General features: G+C 38.8%; 24 protein-coding genes. 13 read left to right on the forward strand and 11 right to left on the reverse strand.

What is annotated here, in order from left to right; all coding sequences use genetic code 11:
• Nucleotides 1–226: 226 nt before the first annotated feature.
• The 3 genes from ftsZ to KO511_RS05235 form a co-directional block, all read right to left on the reverse strand.
• Complete coding sequence (ftsZ, locus tag KO511_RS05225; protein ID WP_215986422.1) at nucleotides 227–1,336, reverse strand: cell division protein FtsZ; 1,110 nt, start codon at nucleotides 1,334–1,336, stop codon at nucleotides 227–229.
• Nucleotides 1,337–1,353: 17 nt separating this feature from the next.
• Nucleotides 1,354–1,914, reverse strand: a complete 561-nt coding sequence (locus KO511_RS05230) for a transglycosylase SLT domain-containing protein (RefSeq protein ID WP_215986423.1) — start codon at nucleotides 1,912–1,914, stop codon at nucleotides 1,354–1,356.
• A gap of 105 nt (nucleotides 1,915–2,019) precedes the next feature.
• Entirely contained in the window at nucleotides 2,020–2,571 is a 552-nt protein-coding gene (locus KO511_RS05235; protein WP_215986424.1) for a hypothetical protein, read from the reverse strand.
• Nucleotides 2,572–2,619: 48 nt separating this feature from the next.
• Between KO511_RS05235 and KO511_RS05240 the strand changes: the two genes are divergently transcribed.
• The 3 genes from KO511_RS05240 (at nucleotide 2,620) to KO511_RS05250 (ending at nucleotide 4,641) form a co-directional block, all read left to right on the forward strand.
• Nucleotides 2,620–3,024, forward strand: a complete 405-nt coding sequence (locus KO511_RS05240) for a hypothetical protein (RefSeq protein ID WP_215986425.1) — start codon at nucleotides 2,620–2,622, stop codon at nucleotides 3,022–3,024.
• A 109-nt stretch (nucleotides 3,025–3,133) separates the two neighbouring features.
• The gene (locus KO511_RS05245; RefSeq protein ID WP_215986426.1) at nucleotides 3,134–3,367 is read left to right on the forward strand and encodes a hypothetical protein; all 234 of its coding nucleotides are present in this window, start codon (nucleotides 3,134–3,136) and stop codon (nucleotides 3,365–3,367) included.
• A 41-nt stretch (nucleotides 3,368–3,408) separates the two neighbouring features.
• A complete protein-coding gene (locus KO511_RS05250; protein ID WP_215986427.1) occupies nucleotides 3,409–4,641 on the forward strand; it encodes a hypothetical protein in 1,233 nt (410 codons plus the stop codon).
• Nucleotides 4,642–4,711: 70 nt separating this feature from the next.
• Here KO511_RS05250 and KO511_RS05255 read toward each other — a convergent pair whose 3' ends face one another.
• Nucleotides 4,712–5,119, reverse strand: coding sequence for a hypothetical protein (locus KO511_RS05255; protein ID WP_215986428.1), 408 nt, complete (start codon nucleotides 5,117–5,119; stop codon nucleotides 4,712–4,714).
• 96 nt (nucleotides 5,120–5,215) lie between these two features.
• Here KO511_RS05255 and KO511_RS05260 point away from each other — a divergent pair, with 96 nt between their 5' ends.
• Nucleotides 5,216–5,644, forward strand: coding sequence for a hypothetical protein (locus KO511_RS05260; protein WP_215986429.1), 429 nt, complete (start codon nucleotides 5,216–5,218; stop codon nucleotides 5,642–5,644).
• Between the two features lie 219 nt (nucleotides 5,645–5,863).
• Here the strand turns inward: KO511_RS05260 and KO511_RS05265 are convergent, their stop codons facing one another.
• Complete coding sequence (locus KO511_RS05265; protein ID WP_215986430.1) at nucleotides 5,864–6,055, reverse strand: hypothetical protein; 192 nt, start codon at nucleotides 6,053–6,055, stop codon at nucleotides 5,864–5,866.
• A 133-nt stretch (nucleotides 6,056–6,188) separates the two neighbouring features.
• On the opposite strand from KO511_RS05265, the gene KO511_RS05270 reads away from it, so the two are divergent.
• The 7 genes from KO511_RS05270 (at nucleotide 6,189) to KO511_RS05300 (ending at nucleotide 12,344) form a co-directional block, all read left to right on the forward strand.
• Nucleotides 6,189–6,734: a hypothetical protein gene (locus KO511_RS05270; protein WP_215986431.1), complete on the forward strand. Its 546-nt coding sequence runs from the start codon at nucleotides 6,189–6,191 to the stop codon at nucleotides 6,732–6,734.
• Between the two features lie 25 nt (nucleotides 6,735–6,759).
• Complete coding sequence (locus tag KO511_RS05275; RefSeq protein WP_215986432.1) at nucleotides 6,760–7,287, forward strand: hypothetical protein; 528 nt, start codon at nucleotides 6,760–6,762, stop codon at nucleotides 7,285–7,287.
• A 332-nt stretch (nucleotides 7,288–7,619) separates the two neighbouring features.
• Nucleotides 7,620–7,889 (forward strand): helix-turn-helix domain-containing protein, encoded by a 270-nt coding sequence (locus KO511_RS05280; RefSeq protein WP_215986433.1) that lies wholly within the window; start codon nucleotides 7,620–7,622, stop codon nucleotides 7,887–7,889.
• Between the two features lie 14 nt (nucleotides 7,890–7,903).
• Nucleotides 7,904–9,157 (forward strand): type II toxin-antitoxin system HipA family toxin, encoded by a 1,254-nt coding sequence (locus KO511_RS05285; protein WP_215986434.1) that lies wholly within the window; start codon nucleotides 7,904–7,906, stop codon nucleotides 9,155–9,157.
• 136 nt (nucleotides 9,158–9,293) lie between these two features.
• The gene (locus KO511_RS05290; RefSeq protein WP_215986435.1) at nucleotides 9,294–9,818 is read left to right on the forward strand and encodes a DUF1601 domain-containing protein; all 525 of its coding nucleotides are present in this window, start codon (nucleotides 9,294–9,296) and stop codon (nucleotides 9,816–9,818) included.
• Nucleotides 9,819–10,136: 318 nt separating this feature from the next.
• Nucleotides 10,137–11,297, forward strand: a complete 1,161-nt coding sequence (locus KO511_RS05295; RefSeq protein ID WP_215986436.1) for a hypothetical protein — start codon at nucleotides 10,137–10,139, stop codon at nucleotides 11,295–11,297.
• Nucleotides 11,298–12,344, forward strand: coding sequence for an AAA family ATPase (locus KO511_RS05300; protein ID WP_215986437.1), 1,047 nt, complete (start codon nucleotides 11,298–11,300; stop codon nucleotides 12,342–12,344).
• A 711-nt stretch (nucleotides 12,345–13,055) separates the two neighbouring features.
• On the opposite strand, the gene KO511_RS05305 is transcribed toward KO511_RS05300, so the two are convergent.
• The 6 genes from KO511_RS05305 to KO511_RS05330 form a co-directional block, all read right to left on the reverse strand.
• Nucleotides 13,056–13,313 (reverse strand): hypothetical protein, encoded by a 258-nt coding sequence (locus KO511_RS05305; RefSeq protein ID WP_215986438.1) that lies wholly within the window; start codon nucleotides 13,311–13,313, stop codon nucleotides 13,056–13,058.
• Nucleotides 13,314–13,343: 30 nt separating this feature from the next.
• Complete coding sequence (locus KO511_RS05310) at nucleotides 13,344–13,778, reverse strand: hypothetical protein (protein ID WP_215986439.1); 435 nt, start codon at nucleotides 13,776–13,778, stop codon at nucleotides 13,344–13,346.
• Between the two features lie 727 nt (nucleotides 13,779–14,505).
• Nucleotides 14,506–14,649: a hypothetical protein gene (locus KO511_RS05315; protein WP_215986440.1), complete on the reverse strand. Its 144-nt coding sequence runs from the start codon at nucleotides 14,647–14,649 to the stop codon at nucleotides 14,506–14,508.
• A 570-nt stretch (nucleotides 14,650–15,219) separates the two neighbouring features.
• Entirely contained in the window at nucleotides 15,220–15,477 is a 258-nt protein-coding gene (locus KO511_RS05320; protein ID WP_215986441.1) for a hypothetical protein, read from the reverse strand.
• 47 nt (nucleotides 15,478–15,524) lie between these two features.
• Nucleotides 15,525–15,719, reverse strand: a complete 195-nt coding sequence (locus tag KO511_RS05325; RefSeq protein ID WP_215986442.1) for a hypothetical protein — start codon at nucleotides 15,717–15,719, stop codon at nucleotides 15,525–15,527.
• 113 nt (nucleotides 15,720–15,832) lie between these two features.
• On the reverse strand, nucleotides 15,833–16,132 hold the full coding sequence (locus KO511_RS05330; protein ID WP_215986443.1) for a hypothetical protein: 300 nt from the start codon (nucleotides 16,130–16,132) through the stop codon (nucleotides 15,833–15,835).
• 237 nt (nucleotides 16,133–16,369) lie between these two features.
• Between KO511_RS05330 and KO511_RS05335 the strand changes: the two genes are divergently transcribed.
• Nucleotides 16,370–17,311 carry a replication initiation protein gene (locus tag KO511_RS05335; RefSeq protein WP_215986444.1) on the forward strand — a complete coding sequence of 314 codons (942 nt, stop codon included), beginning with the start codon at nucleotides 16,370–16,372 and terminating at the stop codon, nucleotides 17,309–17,311.
• Between the two features lie 198 nt (nucleotides 17,312–17,509).
• The coding region (locus KO511_RS05340; protein ID WP_215986445.1) for a hypothetical protein at nucleotides 17,510–19,920 on the forward strand (2,411 nt) is incomplete at its 3' end.

The following is a 19,920-nucleotide window of genomic DNA, read 5'->3' on the forward strand; positions in this document are numbered from 1 at the left end:
AAATTTCTATTAACACTACCCCCACTTCCTGTTAAAAGTTCTCAACCCAAAATAGTACTAAGCTTAAGACCTTGTCCGAAGCTGGATTCAATTTTTTCTCATGATTTTGCTACAGAGACTTTTATGGGGGAATGAATTTTTCTTAAGGTTACAGGGTTGTTGTTGTTAGGGTGCCTAACTTGACCGATCAGTAACATGGGGAGCAACGCTCCCCATAACTATCCACTTAAGCACTCTCCTTGGTCAAAAATGCAGGAACAGAACTTGCGTTTTCTTGCTTGGGTTGGTTCTTAGGTGTGAACTCATTTTGTTGCGCTTTACGTGACTCAACTCTAAATGGTGACTCAGGTTTTGATTTCACTTTATCAGATTTACTTTTTAGTCCAGTTGCGATTACTGTTACCTCAATCTTTTTCTGCATATCAAGATCAAATGAATTACCAACCTTGATGGTTGCGTTTTCTGATGTGATTTTTCGAAGTTCAGCGCCAATAATGTTTAGTTCTTCTAGCTGAAGATCCATTCCGCTAACAATAGATACTATCAATCCTTCAGCGTTGCTTATATCGATATCGTCAAGAAGTGGGCAAGTCGTTGCCTGAAGAACAGCTTGTATAGCTCGGTCATCTTCGGCCTCACCTATACCTTGACCTTGACCCATGATGGCAAGTCCCTTAGAACCCATAACGGTTTTTACGTCGGCAAAATCGACGTTAATCATTCCGTCCTTTAAGATAAGATCACTTATGCCACTTACTGCCGTATAAAGAACCTCATTTACGGCATCGAATGCATGAAGAAGGCTTATCGAATTATCTAGTTTTTCTAAAAGCTTTTGATTCGGAATTACTACGATTGAGTCAACGAATTGTTTTAGTTCATCGATGCCTTGAAGTGCATAAGACATCCTTTGATTTCCTTCGAAGCTAAATGGCTTAGTAACGACAGCTACTGTAAGAATTCCTTGTTCTTTTGCTGCGCGTGCAATAACAGGCGCAGCCCCAGTGCCAGTGCCTCCTCCAAGCCCAGCCGCTACAAATATTATGTCAGCTCCTTTTACTACCTCTGAAATCTCCACAATACTTTCTTCAGCAGCTTCACGACCTACTTCAGGTTTTGAGCCTGCGCCAAGGCCTTGGGTTAATTCTTTACCAATATGGATTACGTGATCTGGTAAGCAACCAGATACGCTTCTTAAGGATTGAGCGTCTGTGTTAACGCAGTAAAGCTCTGCATCTTCAAACTCACGTTTAATTATATGACCAATAGCGTTGGTTCCGCCGCCGCCTACACCGAAAACTTTGATCACTGGATTTTCTATAATGTTATGTTCCATTTTTTATTCCAATTTTTTTAAATTTTAATTCTGCATTTGTTTATCTGGACTCTGTACTTGTTTGCCAATTTATGAACACCTTTTGATTTATCCATTAGCCACTTTTTTTTCAAGTACGTTTTCTTTTTATATCCGCCTATACCGTCATGGTAAGCTAAGTAAAAGCTTCCAGCGTCGTATGGATTGTGACCAATTGATTTGATGGAGTTACTGAAATACCAACCAATAAAGTCTGTTGAGTCGTAAAATGAACCTCTATTTGCTCCGTGGTTTTTTGTGTCTTTTTTGTAGTCATTAAAGGTTCCAGTAAGTGCTTGGGCATAGCCATAAGCTGTACTTGTTTTGGCTGATGCATCTCCATTAAAAGATGATTCGTGTTTAATAACAGAAAGCTGTACAGAAATGGGAACTCCCCATTTTTTCCAAGCCCTATAGCTGGCCTTCATCCAGTCTTTGTTTTCAGTTAACATTTTGCATGCATCATCAGAATGATTAGTGTTAATACTTTCTAAAGATGAGCACCCTGTAAGAGACAATAAAAGTAGAGCTGATGCTGCTTTTAGCTTTTTACGAATCATTGAGCAAATCTTTTTCGAAAAAAGTAGTAAAAAAAAACCTGCAATGGAAGGGGGTTTGGTGATAAAAGTTTTAAAAAACCCTCGCTAGGAGGGCTTGTTGCTTAATTAGTGCATTAATCTTCTGGGATTAACTTGTTCAGCGTATTTGGGATCAAGGCTTTCTGGTTTGTTTTGGTGTTTTTGTAAATGTTGGTTTTTCATTTTTATTTGTTTATCTAATGAGTTACTTGCATCATCCAAAGACTTTGTGTTTTTCATTGAAGTTTCTGATGCAGAGTATAACATTGCATTAGTTAACTCTGCCTTAAGATCATTAGGGTGGGTGATCTTCATTTCATTTGAAACGGATATATTGTCACCCCAAATTTCACTACCATCGATTCTTGTCATGGTGATGAGGTTGGCATTAGTCATAAGGTAGTCAGTTGAAAGTTCAAAATCGACGATTTCAGGAGAGTGAGGCATAGTCATACTACCTTGAATTAACCTTTGATTATTTTCAATTGATACCTTCACATGATCTGGTTGCTTAAATTGGACATCAAACTCACCTAATTTTTCAAATAGATCTTTTAGTTTAGGGCTAAGGTTAAAAACCTCTTCATGGTCGATTGGAGTAAATCCGAGATTTTGATTAGAGTTGTTATTGGGAATCATTTTTGTATTTTTATTAAATTATAGAACATTAAACCATTAATAACATTCATGAGATTATTTAAAAAGATAAGTAAAAAAAGAATATTGCCTAAGAAGTATTCTGTTCACGTAAGGGTAGTTGTAGCTTTAGTTGTTTTGGGTATATCAGCCTCATCTGTTAAACAGTTTTTTATAGATGATTCTTTGCTTTTAAACCATGTTGATTTGGAGTCAGGAATAACTTGTAAGATTTCTTCAGAGTCAGGCGTTGGTTTAGCTAACTGCGAGAAGAACCCATCACTTGGTTTAAACCTTAGAGAGGTTGATCTTCAGTCAAAAAAATGGGAGTACTCTTTGGGTGGTGGCGATTGGGTTGAAGTTGAAAGAGAAGGGTTTTCCATGGGTTTAAAGATAAAAGTTAGAAGCAATATTTTTAACAATATTGTTGTGAGTGAAATTAATTACGAAAAGTAAAAGTAAAAGTAAAAGTAAAAGTAATCATTGACTTAAAGGTGGGGTAGTGGTAGATTTTTCTTCGAGAGATAGGGATCACTACTCCATAAGTTTGATAGAGATTTCTTGTATGAAAAATGTATTTAAAAATATCCTTGCTGGAACTATTGCGCTATTTCTGGCTACTCCTCTAATGATTCTTTTCGATATCTCGATTAACGGTGTTTTTAACCCCGAGTACGGAATCTGGTCACGTTCATTCCTTAATGGTGAGATTGCAGTTATCTCCTCGCTAGTTTTTTTTCTCCTTTCAATTTTTACAACGATGATTGGTCACGAGAAGATTATGAAGCTTTCTTCTTAATGCTTGATGAACCGATTAGAACTGGTTACTTTTAATGGAAAATGATTCAGTTTTCCTCTAACACAAGCGTAACTAGCGACTTAATCAAGGATGGGGTTGCTATTACTAGCTTTGACTCGCTGTGCCTAAGTGAGTTGATAGACGCTGTAGGTGATTTACCTAGCCAGACTGCCTCACAAATTTATAGTGGGGCATTCATCCCAGAATATTCTCCAGTCTCAGAATACGCCAAGTACTACTTCAACGAAGATAACCCTGCTAAAACAGATTTCTCCATTACGTCACCACTAGGTGATAAGGTAAGTGTGGGCGCAATTTACTTCCTATTTAACACATCCACCATTGAGGTTAATGCCCTATCTTTGGTCGGCAAAGATATTTATGTACCTTGTGGTAAAGTCCTGTTTGTGAATATTGGTTTAATTGGATTAAATGTAGATTTCACCAATAATGACTCAAATGGTTTACTTCAAGGTGTAATACACTCCGAGCTGGATGGTTTGTCATTTTTTGAAAACAACAATCGACCGCTTAAGGTCACAAATAGATATTGTTCATCCACCAGCAAAAATAGTGGGTTGGGTGAGTTTGACTTCGAAAAGTTTTGCTTAAAGGGGTATTCGGAGTCGAGAGTAAGTAGTGAGATTGTCGACAGTTTGTTGTCACTGGTTAAGGGTGAGCACTTTTTGGGTGTTGAACAATCTGAGCTTGATTCCTATAAAGGGTACTCCAAGAGGTTTATTAGCAAACATTCAATGTATAGACCGACCAAAATAAAAGACTCATACATTAAGTTAGTGCGAACCCTTAAGGAATCGTTTAAGCAAACACTTGACTCATACCCGAACCCAAAGGGGGATAATCTCTCTGTGTTTTTTGCTCCGAGGAGTCATTATATGGATTTACATGCCGACTGCTCAGACGGATCACCTATAATTAGCATGATCTATTTAAGTGATGATGAGTTTTTGGATTGTGATGGTGGACAAGTTAGTTTAAATACTGTTTTGCCGAACCCTGTAAGTGGTTCCATGGAAAAGGACACTTGCGAGGCGGTTTTTAATCCATCTCATGGGTTAATTGTTCACATCAACAATTCAAACATACGTTTTGCGCATCAGGTTCATGAGGTTCTTTCGGATAAGTTTAGGTACTCAGTTATTGTAAACTTATCTATGCTTACTAACCCTGATTGGGATTATGAATTCAATGAGGTAGCGGGTAAGTTTGAGGAGGGTGTAGTTGTGTTGGGAGAACCTTCATTACAAAATTAATAACAGCCACCAGCGATTTACTGATTGTTTAATTTTAAGGGCTAACATTAATTTGTTAGCCCTTATCTTTTTACCAACCAGTTGGGTTTTCTACGTCTAAATTCCAATAGTACTTAGCGCAAGATTTCACTTCCCAGCTTGAATTTTCATCAACACTAAGTCCGAAAGCTGCTTGGCACCAGCCGCTTGCAAAAAAATCAACAGTCGCATACGTCATGCCAGCTACAACAATCAGTATAACAACTACATTAATAAGTTTTGCAATTGGGTGCTTCTTGTTAGTGTTTGTTGTCATTTTATATCTCTCTATTCGGTAAGTGTGCTGCCGTTTCTTTATGTCATTATCATGCCATTGCGCTAACCCTAATGCAATAACTTTTTCTGTATTTTCAATAAAAATAGTAGGATGGGTGAAATTAATCGGAACCCATACATCACCACCAGAGATAGTAAGATAAAGACAAGTGGCCTCACCCAAGCCCACAACGCCAAAGAATTAACCTTTATTTATTCAAGAATGATACTTTGTTTGTTTTATTTATATTTTGTACAATTAATTAAACCATTAAAAAATATGAATAAATTAACTTTGGCTGCACTGGTAGTTGCGGCGTCAATGCCATTCTATGCAACGGCAAACTACACAATTAACAAAGATTCTTTCTACTCATTGGATGTAAATAACATTAAAAACGGCACAGCTAGTAAGGTGGGTGGCTTCGAAATTATTACGAACTCAGGACTATCTACCGCATCAGCTAGGTCAGTGTTCACAACAAGAACAAAGTCAAAAACTGCTTATCGTTTTCCTTCAGTTTCTGTAAGTTGTGCTGGAAATGAGGTGTTAACGGGTGGTGGTGGACATTGCTCATCTTATAGGGGGTGGATGTTTATGCCGATTAACCGACCTAGAGGAAATTCGTGGGTTGTTGCGTGCGACACACCAGAAGGGCAAATGGCAAGAGCAACGGTTTACGCCATCTGTATGAAGGTATCCAACTAGGAGAATTGTAAGAGCGGGAAAATCCCGCTCTGCTTCTGTCTCAAATTGCATCAAGAACTCTGATTAGCTGATAGCGACGAAGAGAGACACCAACCGATTTAAACTAGGTGATCAAACCTAATCACCTAATTTAAATCGGTTTGGGTAGCATCAATTTGCGGGTTAAACGGGTTTTGAGCTACTGCTGTTAAGGATAACTCAGTGCCCTTGTTAATGGCTTCAACTAAGCTGAAGTTCGTGATTGTAGCTTGATACGTTTTTGCTACGCTGATACCAATTATCTTGTTCCCAGTAAATAAACAGTGTGTTAGGAGATACCCAGACAACGGAAAGCCCGTCCTGAATATCTTCGCAGTCAAAAATAGGGACTTGGTTAACGAGTAACTTAAGTTGATTGACGTCTAAGCTCATCTTTTCTTATCCAGTGCTGGTGGCTTTAAGTGCGAGGTGTACCATTTACCGACTTAGTTTCTGATTTTTATATGAAAGTGAGCAATGAATTTTTTTTTACTACACTTAGATAAAACTCTAATTAATAAGGTATATGGTATTTAAATCTCGAAAGGTAGCGACCTTGGCGCTAGCCTTATCCGCAATATTAAGTCCCGCTGCGAATGCTGATTTTTACTCAATGGACGGTATGGATTACGGCAACGGAGTGATGACAACGACACAAGAGTACTCAGGGAGCAGAGCGTCAATCCCTACAAAAACAATTGAAATTCAAACTGGAATCCCTTCTGGTGCGATAGTGCCTTTTTTAGGAAACTGCCCCAAAGGGAGTCGTGTGTTTAAAGAACTCGCAGGAAGGGTCGTTGTTGGCGCTGGGGAGCTTGATGACGGGACTTTAAGGCATAGGTATAAGTTAGGTGAAAATGGCGGCACACAGCTTCATAAGCTCACAATTGAAGAAATGCCTAAACATAGTCACGGTGTTCAAACTGAGCCTGACGGGAGCGGCGGAAGCGGCTCTGTAGCTACTGGGCCTCGTAAGCCTGTAAAAAATTGGCCGACTGAGCCTGCTGGTGGTGACGGATACCACGAGAACAGAATGCCATACATGGCAATGAACTGGTGCAAGTTCGACTAATCCATCAAAATCGTAAATAGATAGAATGAAAAAATTTAAAATTATGACGGTTGGTTTAGTGGTGGCTTTAGCTTCTGGAGCCGTTGCCAACCAAGGGGCGTCAGGGGTCAATGATCACGATCTAGGAACCATGTTCGCTAGAGGTGGTTTTCAAATGAGTGTTGATTCGGTTAAACAGCCATTTGTGAAACTCGGCGGTGTGCCCTCTGGCAGCATATTTGCCTTTGAAGGGGCTTGTCCTGTTGGGAGTCTTCCTTTAGATATGGCAGGGAGAACAATTATAGGATCTGGTAGGTTGGATGACGGCACCCTAGATCATACCTATAGAATGGGTGAGAAAGGAGGCTATCAGCGCCACCAGCTTACTTTGAGTGAGTTTCCTAAGCATAACCATGGATTAAAGAGTGAACCTGATGGTACTGGCGGTAGTGGCTCGGTAAGGACTGGCCCAAGAAAACCCGTGAAGGTTGTTCAGGCTGACGGTGAAGGAGGCGGGGGATACCATGAGAACAGAATGCCATACATGGTACTTAATTGGTGTGTATTCAATTAATGGATTTATTGATACAGGAAAGGGCGCTCAATGAGAGTTCCATTTTTCTGCTCTCTCTGTTTGGTGTGGGGCGGTATGCCTTACCTCTCTATGACAACCATTACACCCATCGATAACATTAATGCATGTATTTTATGTTTTAATTATTAAAAACTTATCTAAATAGCTAAATTTATGCGAGATGCAATAAAATATAGCTATATAGGAAATAGATTTTAGTATGATTTATTTTCAAGATTCCTATATAGCTATAACCAGAGTCTAAGAGTAGAAACTTAGCTATTTAGACAAATTGAGTACTTAGGTGTATAGTTTAAAATATAAACAGCATAATGGTTGAGATTGAAGTGAGCAGAGAGCGTATCGGTGAGCAACTAGCAGCAGCTCGAAAAACAAAAAATATGACTCAGGCTGAGGCGGCAGAAAAAACAGGCATAGTCGCAACCACAATATCTAAGATTGAGAACGGTAGATTTACAGGATCATTCAGGATTTTAGAGAGATATGCTGAATTCTTAGGGTTTGAATTCACCCTGACAGTAAAAGAGCATAGGTTTCCAAGTTGGGATGACCTAGATGACCTATTTAAAGATGACGACTAATTAAAATTAATGATATGAAACTACCACAATCTATTAAGCAGCTAAATATACATGTGAATGGTGTGCGCTATGGAGATTTAAGGCACGGATCTCATTTCTTGTATCTTCCTGAGTTCGCGACGAGTCGCCCAGTATCGCTAACAATGACGGATTATAAACCAGACGGGTTTACGTTAGGGACATTGCACCCAGTCTTTGCCCAAAATCTCCCTGAAGGTTCAAACAGGCGATTCATTCAACAAAAATTAGCTAGATATGCGAAAGTTAATGACATGTACCTGTTAGCTCTTCAGGGGGATAACGGTATAGGTATGTTAGGATACTCAACTAAGGAACTAGATCTGCCACAAGTAGAGTCCATACCATTAGATGATATTCTTAGTTATTCTGGTTCTAAGCCGATATTCCCTGAGCTACTTGAGCGTTATTACCTAAGAAATTCACTTTCAGGAATGCAGCCAAAAATCAGCTTAATCAATTCCGAGGTTAAGAATAAAGATGCCGACGATGGTCAAGATCTTATGTTTGGAAGAACTATCCAACAAAAAGACTTTATTGTAAAAACGTTCGATGAACACGATTTGCTTACGGTAAATGAGTTCGTCTGCATGGAAGCGGCAAGACACTGCGGAATATCAACCCCAAAGACATACTTGTCCGAAAATTTAGAAAACTTTGTAGTAGAGCGGTTTGATAGGGTAGGTGATGTTAGATATGGGCTGGAAGACTTTGTTACACTAATGAAGCTCCCAAATTCAGATGACGCCAAGTATATAGGTAGTTATGAAAATGTTTTAAAAGCGACCAAAATGTATACTGGCTCCCAAGAGCAAGTCGATAAGGTTTATAAGTACATAGTTTTTAATGCAATGATCGGCAACGGAGATGCCCACTTAAAAAATTTTGCACTTCAGTATTCTCCCGATATAAAGGATGTTCATGTATCGCCTATATTTGATGTTACTCATACTAAAGTGTATCCGCTGATACCTAGCGAAATGGCATTAAAAATGGACAAGAGTAAGTCTTGGCCTGACAGGAACACTCTCATGAAGTTGGCAGAAGGAAAGGATTACTCTGTTAAAGACCCTAGAGAGATCATAGATTCAGTTGCGGAAGGAATACATGAGTCTGTATCTAGATCCCAAGAAGCTACTTTGCTAAAAGGATTAAAAGAGTCAATTGATTCCCATGTAACAAAGGTTCATGGAAGCCAGTACTCAAGTAAAAGTTACAGACACGACAAGAAAAGAAAGTTCGATTTTTAGGTTTCCCGATTCTCTATGATGATGCTCACTATACACTTGCGATAATATCTATGCGAGTATTTTATGGTTAATCCTGTGGATTGATTGCGAATTATCAGAGCAGAACTTGCATATAGGTTCCTTAAAAGATCGGGATTTGCATAAACGAAAAGGTGCTACAGATCAGGGTTTGCATATAGGTTCCTTAAAAGATCGGGATTTGCATAAGCGAAAAGGTGCTACAGATCAGGGGTTGCATATAAGTTTCCTAATAGATCGGAATTTGCATAAGCGAAAAGGTGCTACAGATCAGGGTTTGCATATAAGTTTCCTAATAAATCGGGATTTGCATAAACGAAAAGGTGCTACAGATCAGGATTTGCATAAAAACACCTTAACAGATCGGGATTTGTATAAACAAAAAGGTGCTACAGATCAGGGTTTGCATATAGGTTCCTTAACAGATCGGGATTTGTATAAACAAAAAGGTGCTACAGATCAGGGTTTGCATATAGGTTCCTTAACAGATCGGGATTTGCATAAACGAAAAGATGCTACAGGTCAGGATTTGCATATAAACACCTTAACAGATCGGGATTTGTATTACCTAAAGAGTCTTGGTGCCAGAATTAGTATTGAGCAGATCGGGATTTGCATAAACTACGTTGGAATTAGTATTTAGACTTAGTGTTAATTGTAGAGTCGCCGAGCCTGAAGGTGCATTCTAAACTTAAGCATGCTCAAAGGTTGTGCATTTAAGGAGAAAGGGGGGCTTACTTAAACTGGGATTTGTATTTGATGTAACTCATTGACTGGGATTTGCATTAGATGGACTTAAGATTTGCATATATCTTCGATAAAATTCGGGTTTTATATGCAAATTTTGTGATAGATCTGGGATTTGCATTCTTTGGCAGACTGGGATTTGCATTAAAAATTGATAAAGTTGTGATTCAAGATTAGGATTGATCTAAAGTTAGCATTTCAGTGGTGAAGATAGATGAGTAATGGCGACATAATAGATGGTCAAGATTTAGATATCGATCTTGGAATAAAAGATGGAGAAATCTACTACTATAACGATAAGTTGTTGCTGGAAAACCTTCCTGATGAAACTGTAAGTCCTAGAACAATCAGTCCGTTTTTCCTACCTTCCAAGCGTGTTCCAAAACGTTATATAGATAGAATCCGTTCATTTTCTGATGAAGAAATAGAAAAGTTGTTTCATGGGGAGCTGCCTTTACTGGTTAAGAGGCAAAAAGTTTCGTGGGAAACAAATAAAAAACTTCCTTATGATGAGTATCAACAAGAACTCTATGGCTCTGTTGCTATAGAAGATGACCAAACTGTATTGGATGCCATTATAGGGATGGGAGGCATGCTAGAAATAGGTGCAGGCGTTTCATTGCTCGACGTAACCTCATCATTGGGTCTCAATGTTAACTTTGATGAAGATGTTTTGGAGCCGACTCAAACACTTAGTCATGAGGTTAGTTGGTATCATATGGAGGTTAGTAAGTTAATCCGCCATATCGGGATAGAAAACTCTACTCCTAACAAGCAGACTATTAGGGGTAGACTGGAACGGATATCAAAGATGGTTTTTCTCCAGAGATTTTATAGATCTGGAGTTGAGCTTTCGAATGTTAGGCAGTTTCGGATTGTTGCAGATAACGGTGTTATTTATCTGTGTGACGAAGATAAATTAAAGTCAAAGCGCAACCGAAGTGCCTCCACTTATACCGATATAATTGTCGGTATAACAAGCTCTTATAGGAAAGAGAATGAGGATAACGGTTTTCTTTCTAGAGACCGACTCCATAAAGTTTATCCAACATTAAATCGATCTAAGATAATGCCATTCTTGAAATGGTTGGACTCTAATAAGCGAAAATTCTACCACCAGAAATATTTAACATGGGCGATCAAAAGATACTTAGATCACCACCCAGAAAATGCAACTTCGCAAAACCAAGTACATATCAGTTTTGAGTTATTTAATAACGTTGTTAATGAGGCTGGATTGTTGACTAGACACTTTAATTTAAGGCTAGTTAAGGTTGAGAGAGACAATCTTCTTCCTAGGTATAAGGGTATTGATTTTCAGATATTGTACGAGGGTAATATCGTCGATGGAAGTCAAGAGTTGGGAGAAAAGTAATTGAAGTTCATAGGCTTAAATGACACTAAGCGGCTTGAGGATTTGGCTGCTGAACAGAATGGGTATGTTCTTAAGGCTTTGCCAGAATCATCTTGGGCTATGATTATGGGTGATCAGGATATCGGAAAAAGTAAGCTGATGTTTTCTATTGCTTACAGTCTGGCAACGAATATCGACTTTGTAGGTTTACTTCCTTGTAATGAACGTGATAGGAGGCCGCGCAACGTTGCTATATGGGCTTCTGAAGAGAGTTTGAATTGGGCTTCAAGAAAGGTCTTGGCTCATATGAATGCTTTTTCCCCTTCTGTTGTGGATGTAATCAAGAGTCGGGTGTCCTTAATAGATGATATAAACCCAGAAAATGACAAAGAGTACCTTTTTGATGACGAGTTGAAAGTAAATAGGTCATTTGTGGATAATCTTGTTGAGCAGCTAAAAGATGTTGATGTTCTGATTATTGATACACTTAGAGACGCAATGGGAATCGCGGATGAAGTCGAGCAAGATAATAAGGTGAAAGTTCTTTTATCCAAGATTGTGAGGGATTCAAGTTGCGCAATTATTTATTTGCATCACCCAAGGAAGTCTGACGTAGGGGCTTCAGCTAGGCAGTTATCAACTGTATCAGGGAGCGGCTTATCCAAGACAAATGCTAAAGCCAGAGTGCATTACTCTTTAACCAGACAGGGAGATGGTGTCAGCCTATCTTTTGGGGTTAAAGCTAATAACATACCAAAAGACAAAAGGAATCCAATTAATTTAGGTTGGTTCGAGCTTGGTGAGCATAGTTTGTATGTGATGGAAGAGAAAAAGGATGAGATAATCGAGCTTATAACATCAGGTAATTTACCGCCATCAGCAGAAGATAAAATAGAACCAAATGAAATGGAGGATAAATCTCCAAAAATTAAGAAGAACCAAAACTCGAAACTTGAAGTTGATATACCTAAACAAATAGTACACAAGATCATGCCAGCAAAGACTAATCAATCCAATGTTAATAGTCGAGTAAGAGGGTTAAGAGCTAAGGCTGAGAAGATTAAGTGAATCCGGAAGTTTAGATCGGGATTTGCATCATTTTTAAGGGGTGAGATCGGGATTTGCATCTTGATTTCACCTAGTAAGATCAGGATTGGCATTTAAAGGATCGTAATTAGTATAAATCAGATCAAGTTTAGTATTTATCAGATCAGTATTTGCATTAATTGATCAAGATTAGCATTTATTTTCCTACCTTCTAATAACGGTTTATAACCGTTTTAATAACGGTTTATAAATATAATAGCTTTTACTCTTTAAACTCTTCACTGATGTTCAGAGTTTCAATTCCATTCAAATAAAAATAAGGATGCTTATTTTTTTTTGAATGGAATTTACTGTTTAGTCTGTCGCTATAAATCTAACCTCAAGGGAATTAAACAGCATTGCACTCTAGGCAGTGGACAGAGCCGTCTAAAATTGGTTCTAGAGAGTCAGGTTCTCCGCATTTATCGCAACGGCAACTGTCATTATAGCTATGGTTACTTGGTTCCTCATATTCCTTTGAAATGCCGCCGTTGTAGTTAAATTTGTTCTTTGTGACTAATGCTTTAAGTGTTGGGGTGAAGATCCGTAAGAATCGATGTTTAGCAAAAAAGCTAATAGTGATAGAACCTGATTCACTATTAGACAAGCGTAAGTAAGGAACGTCTCTCTTGCTACTTAAGCGCTTACATCAAATGGGATAGGGGAATCATCAGATAACAAGAAGCAGGCTAGCTATAGGGGGCTGGTGGCTTTATTGGAAAAAAAGAAGCCATCAGGAACGTAATCCATATCGCCACTTTCCAAAATTTTGCATTGCTCACCATCAATTTGAAAATGATCGATATTGATGTTGACCTTTACGTGCTCAAGGCGAAGCTTAATGAACTGCGTATTGTTTGAAGAGTGAATAATTTCTTGATTCTTCACAGAGTTGAACCACTCTTCGATGCGGTGATCGACAGTAGGGTGATCGTTTGTGTGAATAGCCACTGATTCTTCATTTTTCGCCTTGCTCCGTTGTTACAACTTAATTTTAAATCCGCCGCTATACTTCTCGGCAGGAGAGTCACGCTTGAGTAGTGGCTCTGAAGTAATGTCGTTAAGGTAATTGCTAACACCATGCTTTGAGGCAATCTCTTTTGCTTCATCAAGTGTGATTGCTTCAGGGAAGTCTTTAGAGACTGCATTACTAAAGCATTTAATTGTTTGATTCTCAATCTTTTCAACTTCATCGGGCCGTCTAAATACATTTGGTTCGGCGCGGCGAAGTAAAGTTGATTGCTTTTCACAGAATCGATCAAATCTCATTTGAGCATTTGGTATGCGAACAGGATCGATGATACGTGTTGATTCCACATCATTGGAATTACCCATGTGGGCAAAATCGTAACGGCGCGAATCAGAAATAAGTGATACACCTTCTAGTAGGGTGTAGTCTTCGCTGAAAACAGTCATTTTATTTTAATAATACAATATTTTGATAATTATTTTTAGATACTGCCCACCAAATTGCTGGTGGGCATCTTTGTATTACTGAGCTGACTCGGTGATAATCTCTTTGCTGGTAAGCCCTTGAGAAATGGTGGCATGAAATTTAGGACAATTGCGCTTCAAAACCTTCATAAACTGATCTTTCTGAAAAGCTTTTCCTTCTTTGGTGGATAGCCATTGTTTGAGTTCAGATGTTTTAATGAATTTTGATACTTTCCCGTGGATTCAATTACCAAACGGTGCACGGAGATAGTAGACTTTTTCCTCTAGCTCAACTTTTGTTGATAGATAAATGATTGGGGTTCCGTCTTTTGTTGTTACATTTTCACGATCATCGTATTTGCTAGTATTAGGTTAGCTCGCGGCTGCCATAGGTGCTCCGGTAACAGAGAGATCGACTCTTTAGGTAAAACAACTGTTACGTCTTCCATTTTAGGAAAGTAGAACATTGCTAAAAACTTTGGTCTGTCACTGTTGTAGAACTTAGGTGGGGATATTCCTATATAAACTTGGGGGGCATTATACATGATACATGAGGTGTCATAAATGGGTATTGAAAATGTATTAATTCGAACTTTTCTGGGGCGATTTGTCTTATTTTTTGCAAGTTAAGGAAGAAGTTATGAATGTTATAAATTTTACACCCATAAAAAACCCCCATATTAATGGAGGCTCGTTATTTTTCTTTTTCCTACAAGTCGTAGTACTCTGCGAGGTATCCGATCAAATCACCACCCTTCAGAAGTAAGAAGGCAATGACCATCATGACGCCTAGACCAACCGCAAAGCTTTTCATTCGGTCTTTTATTGATATGTACTCGTAATCGTCTGACATGGGTATCTCCGTTCATTTTTTTCTCTTAGCAGGAGGGTAATCCCTTTCCGCTCTCTCAATGTATATGTACATTATACCTAGCGCTAACATAAATGAAAGTACTAATAATGAATAAAATTAAACTTTTTTAGAACAAGAAAACGGGCAAAATCAGATTTATTTTCTGACATCAGATTCTCTAAGTCTATGAATTAATGTTGTATATCCTTTCCTGATTTTTTTCTAAATCCAAGATGAGTATTGATGATTTTATTGATTATTTCGGTATTAACTCACGATCAAGGTTCTACCACCTTAAGAATTTAGGGTGTGAAATTAATGAAATGGAACGGGCTATTTACCTCCCACCCAAAGAGTTAAAACCACGAGTTCCTCAAAAACGTAGAAAAAGCAAAATGAGATATTGCCTTGTTTGAGTTTGGCTAGTCGGTCTTCAAGGAGGTTGATCCCTCGCTGTTGCTGATAATAACTTGCAGCAAGCTTATCAATATCATCTGTTGGTCTTGGGGATTTTAGGCGATTCAGAGACTTTAGCTTGGATTCTGCGTTAGTTATATAGTTCTTGTTGTTTCATTTTCTGGAATCAATCATGCCAGAAACGGCAGACTCTACACCTTTAAACTGGCGATAAGCCAAGTCCGAACCACACACTAATTCACGAATTTCTTTTCGCTTAAGACCTTCTAACTTACCTTTCTGCAACAGAGAGGTCATCCGTCTTTTGCTTCGACAGAATAGCTCAGCGTAGGTATTCAGTGCAGCATTTTGCTGCTCATTTAGTGCCAATTTAGCTTGTGTGGTTAAGGTAAGGTGGTCTTTCGTCTTCATCGTCTGGATATTCCCATGACACTGGTTATCCATCCATATTAATTTACCTAAGTGGCTAAATTTTTTCTGGTTTCATTATTCTTTTTCTTTTTTCTTACGTATGTCGTTATTTTAGCCACGATAAAAGCAACGGCTACCCAAAGAAATAAGCTGATAGCTGCGCCGATAATGTAAACTGCAAAAATTGCAGCAACTATTGCCGCAAACACCCAAGCCCAGTTCGTGTAAGTGAATTTTCTCATTAGTTATTATCTGTTGTGTTGTCTGCTGTCACTATGTTACCACAATGTTTGGGCGTTTTTTAGACTGAAGCATAAAAAGCGACCTTATGGTCGCTTTCTAGAGAATAAGAATTCTACATATTGGTGAGCATGTATTTAGTGAATACCGTTGCAGCAAACAGCCTAAGTCCCCAAAAGTGGCAATACATGATAATGGGACTAAGCGCATTCAGTGACCATTCGTATGGAAATAGCCAACCACCTACATTGTTTTTATAGAAATTCGAGTCCTTTATCAGCTCGATGTAGTCTAGGCTGTGATCGTAGCTTACTGTAAAAATAAAAATGATGATCGCGGTATAGATTGCTACTTTAACAGCATTGATATTCTTGTACTTTATATACGATTTAACCTGCTGCTTGGCGGTTTCCATGCTCGTATCCTTCTTGTTTGATGATGTCGTTGTCATGATTTTTATTATACATAGCACTAGTTTGTATTCAAGTACTATATATCTATAGGAACGAAAAAAAGGCGAACATTTCTGCTCGCCTTTAAGTCTTGATGACGACCTCTATTATCCATTACAGTCCGCTCACGGCGGCAGAAATGGCTAAGGTTTAAATTCAATATAAAAAACTTTATGGGTTATTGGTCGCCCGGAACTAAATTGGATGTATTTCCCAGTAAATTCGCTGAGGGTATAGCCAAAGCAGCGGCAACATCTGCTAAATTGACCTTCGAGTTCAAGTACGAACACAATAATCAAAAATGCAGAGATATTGTTCCAATTTTCAGTCAAATTCAGTTAGTTGATGAAAACGAGGTGGTTGATGTTGAGTTAAACTCTAGATTTATGCCATTTCTAGTGTTTTTCTGCCGTGATCTCTTGAAGTTAGGTTATACCGCTCTCCCTCTTAATCTAGTTAAAGGAGCTAAATCTGAATTTACATTAAGAATGTGTTTGGCTATTTTGCGACGATATCCTGATTCCACAGGAACATCAGTTAGAAGTATTGATATATCTATTAAAGATCTAAGAGAAGAACTTGGGGTTGTTAATAAGCACAAAAGAGGTAATGACTTTTGTAAACATGTTATAGATATAGCTCTAAAAGACATTAATTCCATTATTCAAAAACCAGACACCTCTAAGGGCGAAGAAGAATCTCTTAAACCACCAATGATTGTACCTCAAGCAGACGGGAGTCTTTATAAAGTAAAGATTAAAGGAAGGAGTATTGTTGGAATTTCTATTACCTTTGATCCATCAAAATATGTTGAAATTAAAGAACAGATAAAAGCTAATAAAGAATTAAGTAAGTTTAAGAAAGGCAAGAAGCGTGGTAAGCATCGTCATGATTTATATGATTATGTACAATCTGAGTTCGAAGAAGAAGAAAATCTGGCTATGTTAATGAGCCTAAAAGGAGCTAGTAAAAAAACAACAACAAAACCTCCAGTAGACTCAAAACCTGGTGGTATCAAATCTAAGCCTGAAGAAGTTGCTGAACCGACTGTAGACGATAAGGTTGCCTCGACAACTGAGGAACCAAAACCTAAGCGGGATTCAGATTTAGTGGCTGGTTTTGATGACAATAGCCTGTTTTAAAAAATATTAAAGCCTCCACATTGGGAGGCTTTAATTTTACCAAAAAACAAACAATTTAATAATAAAATACGTTAAATAAAACGATATAAATATAGTAATTTTATTTTCTGAAACTTGCAAATGATAAGGATGTACATCCTTAAGGTATAATTATTTTTTGTACACATTGATTTTATGCATTAAAATTAAAATAAAGGCATGAAATTATTTAAGCTGTTATTAATATCGTTCTTATCTTTGACATTAATAACACCTTCCTTTGCATCGTCGATATTTGGTTTTAGCACAAGTAACGAGTGTCAGTTTGAGTCTCTGAAGCCTCTCCATGCGCGTGTGGCGGTTGCACTTTTTGGCAACACAGGCGCTACCTCAGTCGCATCAGAGGCAGAAAAGGCTTCTTTGGCTACTGCATCTATTGGAGTTTTGACAGGGTGTGTTAAACCATTTCCCAACCTGTCTGACTCAGTTATATACAGCATTCTAGCTGTTGTAGCGATTATCACGACTGCGATGTTCTCTATGTTCCTTTTCAGCAACACAGGTAGATCGATTTTCACAGGTCTTTTTAATCGAGATAAGTGGGGATCTGCGGTAAGTCGTATCGCTCTGTTTACTGTAGGCTCATCATTAGTTCTACCTCTCTCGTCAGCCCTCAGCTACCTAATTGAGGGAAAAGGAGGTAATAGTGCAATAGATCTTGATGATATTTTATCTCCTGCTCAGACAGCCGCTATTGAAGGTTTTGGGGGGACTTTAAATGCTGTTCAAAACATCACTAATGACATTGTAAATGTTGAGGGCATCTCAACATCTCAGTATCGAGTGCCTGATGCTCAATATGTTGCGCGTGACACGGGGTATACTCTCAATGGCTACAACTACAACATCATGTCCTCATTTATTGAGTTTGCTCGTTGCACTACAGAGAAAAATGGTAGGCAGGCAATTGAGATAACGATTTCCGACCTTCGTGTTAATGTCGTGGGTGATCAGGTGGTTGCTGAGGTTGGTTCCATTGGCGGAGGTTGTCATCTGCGGTTTTCTACTCCATACGATAACTCTCCAGCGGAGTCTGTTAAAGAAGAGAGGGAAAACCTAGGCAATGGATCTGCAAAATTACTTGAATATGCATCAGCATATAAGAACTCACAGAAAGATATTGTAGAAACATTGACTCGCGAGTTGTTAAGGATGGCTCTGAGTTATCAGTATGGTTTTTATGATGCTGTAATCGCTAGCAACAGAAACAATTTCCTGTTCACAGGTTGGAGAATCGAGCCAAGCGCAGAATGGAGGTCTGCGTGTCCCTCTGACGGTGATTTATCGAAGCTATTCGATATTGAAAAGCCATCACGTTGGTCGGCAGGCCAAATCATAGAAACTCAAAGGCAGGCTGAGCTATGCATGGCTGATGTTGTGGCTCAAAAGCTTTCATATCCTGAAGGTTTTAGCGATGAAGTAGGGCGATTTAGGTTGCATAAAACCTGTGGCACTGAAGATCTTGATACTTGTCTCGCTAGGGTATGTTCGGTTGATGCTACAGCTAAAAGAACTGGGTTGTTTGAGTGTGCGGCTGCTATCGACTCAAAAATCGAATCATTGAAGTTGTCCCAATATACAGACCTAGGTTTTTTGGCTATGCCTACCGTGTTAATGAAACACTCAGAAGCAAAATCTGCTCCATTGGCTCCTCAAAAAGTTCTGTCTGCGATCAAAGTTGAAGCGCACTCAAACCTCACATCAAAAGGCGAGCATGATGTTTACTACAGAGAGATAAATCAAAACTATCTAGCGGCTGCTGACGCATCATATAGTGGCCTCGCCGAGTATCTGCCTAAAAGATCGGGAGCTGAATCAGTTGATGACAAGGATATTTTTGGGATAACGCCATTAACTCGCTGTTTAAGTCAGCCGAACACTATCGTTCTTGACGATGCAGGTGATCTTCAGTTCCGTTGTGGTTCAGTAATCTCAGAGTTAAGCAGTTTTGGTTCACGTATACGTTCATTCGGTACGTACTACTATCTAGGCCGAGCGACAGATATTGCAGCGAGTAAAATGACTGGGGATAAATTGGCGTCTGAAAACGATGGTGGTATCGACTCCGATAATAAATCTCAAGAAAAATCCAAGTCTACCGGATTTATAGACAAGATTAAGAAATACGGCGTTGGTATTTTTGGCGCGGGGATTGTTGCGTTTATTGATAGCCTTGGAAATGAGAGTGTTGATGTAGAAGAGTCGCCCTACAGCATAGATACTGGAAGCTCTTGGGTCAGTTCGTTAGCTAGTTCGTCTGCATTCATCTTCGGTTACGTTATGAATGATGGTGGTTCGTGGTTAACCTCGCCTGCTGTGTATTTTATATTTCTAGGAGCTACGCTGGAGTTCGGCTTACTTTACGGTTGGATCATACTAGGTGTTCTAGGGTTTTTGATTGGGCTTTGCTCTTTTGTTTTTAACATGGGGAAATTTGGTCTCTATCTAGTTTCTGCGCTGTCACGAAACGAGAGGGAAATGCTCCAGATGATCAAAAAAACGGTCGCTGAGTTGGTTTCGTCAATTTTGTATCTCGCGTTTTTTACAGTCGGATACTATTTTTCGCTGAT

The organism is Vibrio hepatarius (assembly GCF_018860525.1).
GTDB lineage: Bacteria > Pseudomonadota > Gammaproteobacteria > Enterobacterales > Vibrionaceae > Vibrio > Vibrio hepatarius_B.

Bases quoted from the DNA above. Each gene is read 5' to 3' on its own strand.
- KO511_RS05310 (WP_215986439.1), bottom strand. From the start codon at position 13,778: ATGACTGTTTTCAGCGAAGACTACACCCTACTAGAAGGTGTATCACTT.
- KO511_RS05265 (WP_215986430.1), bottom strand. From the start codon at position 6,055: ATGAGCTTAGACGTCAATCAACTTAAGTTACTCGTTAACCAAGTCCCT.
- KO511_RS05280 (WP_215986433.1), top strand. From the start codon at position 7,620: ATGGTTGAGATTGAAGTGAGCAGAGAGCGTATCGGTGAGCAACTAGCA.
- KO511_RS05240 (WP_215986425.1), top strand. From the start codon at position 2,620: ATGAGATTATTTAAAAAGATAAGTAAAAAAAGAATATTGCCTAAGAAG.
- KO511_RS05230 (WP_215986423.1), bottom strand. From the start codon at position 1,914: ATGATTCGTAAAAAGCTAAAAGCAGCATCAGCTCTACTTTTATTGTCT.
- KO511_RS05285 (WP_215986434.1), top strand. From the start codon at position 7,904: ATGAAACTACCACAATCTATTAAGCAGCTAAATATACATGTGAATGGT.
- KO511_RS05330 (WP_215986443.1), bottom strand. From the start codon at position 16,132: ATGGAAACCGCCAAGCAGCAGGTTAAATCGTATATAAAGTACAAGAAT.
- KO511_RS05235 (WP_215986424.1), bottom strand. From the start codon at position 2,571: ATGATTCCCAATAACAACTCTAATCAAAATCTCGGATTTACTCCAATC.
- KO511_RS05325 (WP_215986442.1), bottom strand. From the start codon at position 15,719: ATGAGAAAATTCACTTACACGAACTGGGCTTGGGTGTTTGCGGCAATA.
- ftsZ (WP_215986422.1), bottom strand. From the start codon at position 1,336: ATGGAACATAACATTATAGAAAATCCAGTGATCAAAGTTTTCGGTGTA.
- KO511_RS05260 (WP_215986429.1), top strand. From the start codon at position 5,216: ATGAATAAATTAACTTTGGCTGCACTGGTAGTTGCGGCGTCAATGCCA.
- KO511_RS05275 (WP_215986432.1), top strand. From the start codon at position 6,760: ATGAAAAAATTTAAAATTATGACGGTTGGTTTAGTGGTGGCTTTAGCT.
- KO511_RS05315 (WP_215986440.1), bottom strand. From the start codon at position 14,649: ATGTCAGACGATTACGAGTACATATCAATAAAAGACCGAATGAAAAGC.
- KO511_RS05320 (WP_215986441.1), bottom strand. From the start codon at position 15,477: ATGAAGACGAAAGACCACCTTACCTTAACCACACAAGCTAAATTGGCA.
- KO511_RS05295 (WP_215986436.1), top strand. From the start codon at position 10,137: ATGAGTAATGGCGACATAATAGATGGTCAAGATTTAGATATCGATCTT.
- KO511_RS05250 (WP_215986427.1), top strand. From the start codon at position 3,409: ATGATTCAGTTTTCCTCTAACACAAGCGTAACTAGCGACTTAATCAAG.
- KO511_RS05245 (WP_215986426.1), top strand. From the start codon at position 3,134: ATGAAAAATGTATTTAAAAATATCCTTGCTGGAACTATTGCGCTATTT.
- KO511_RS05270 (WP_215986431.1), top strand. From the start codon at position 6,189: ATGGTATTTAAATCTCGAAAGGTAGCGACCTTGGCGCTAGCCTTATCC.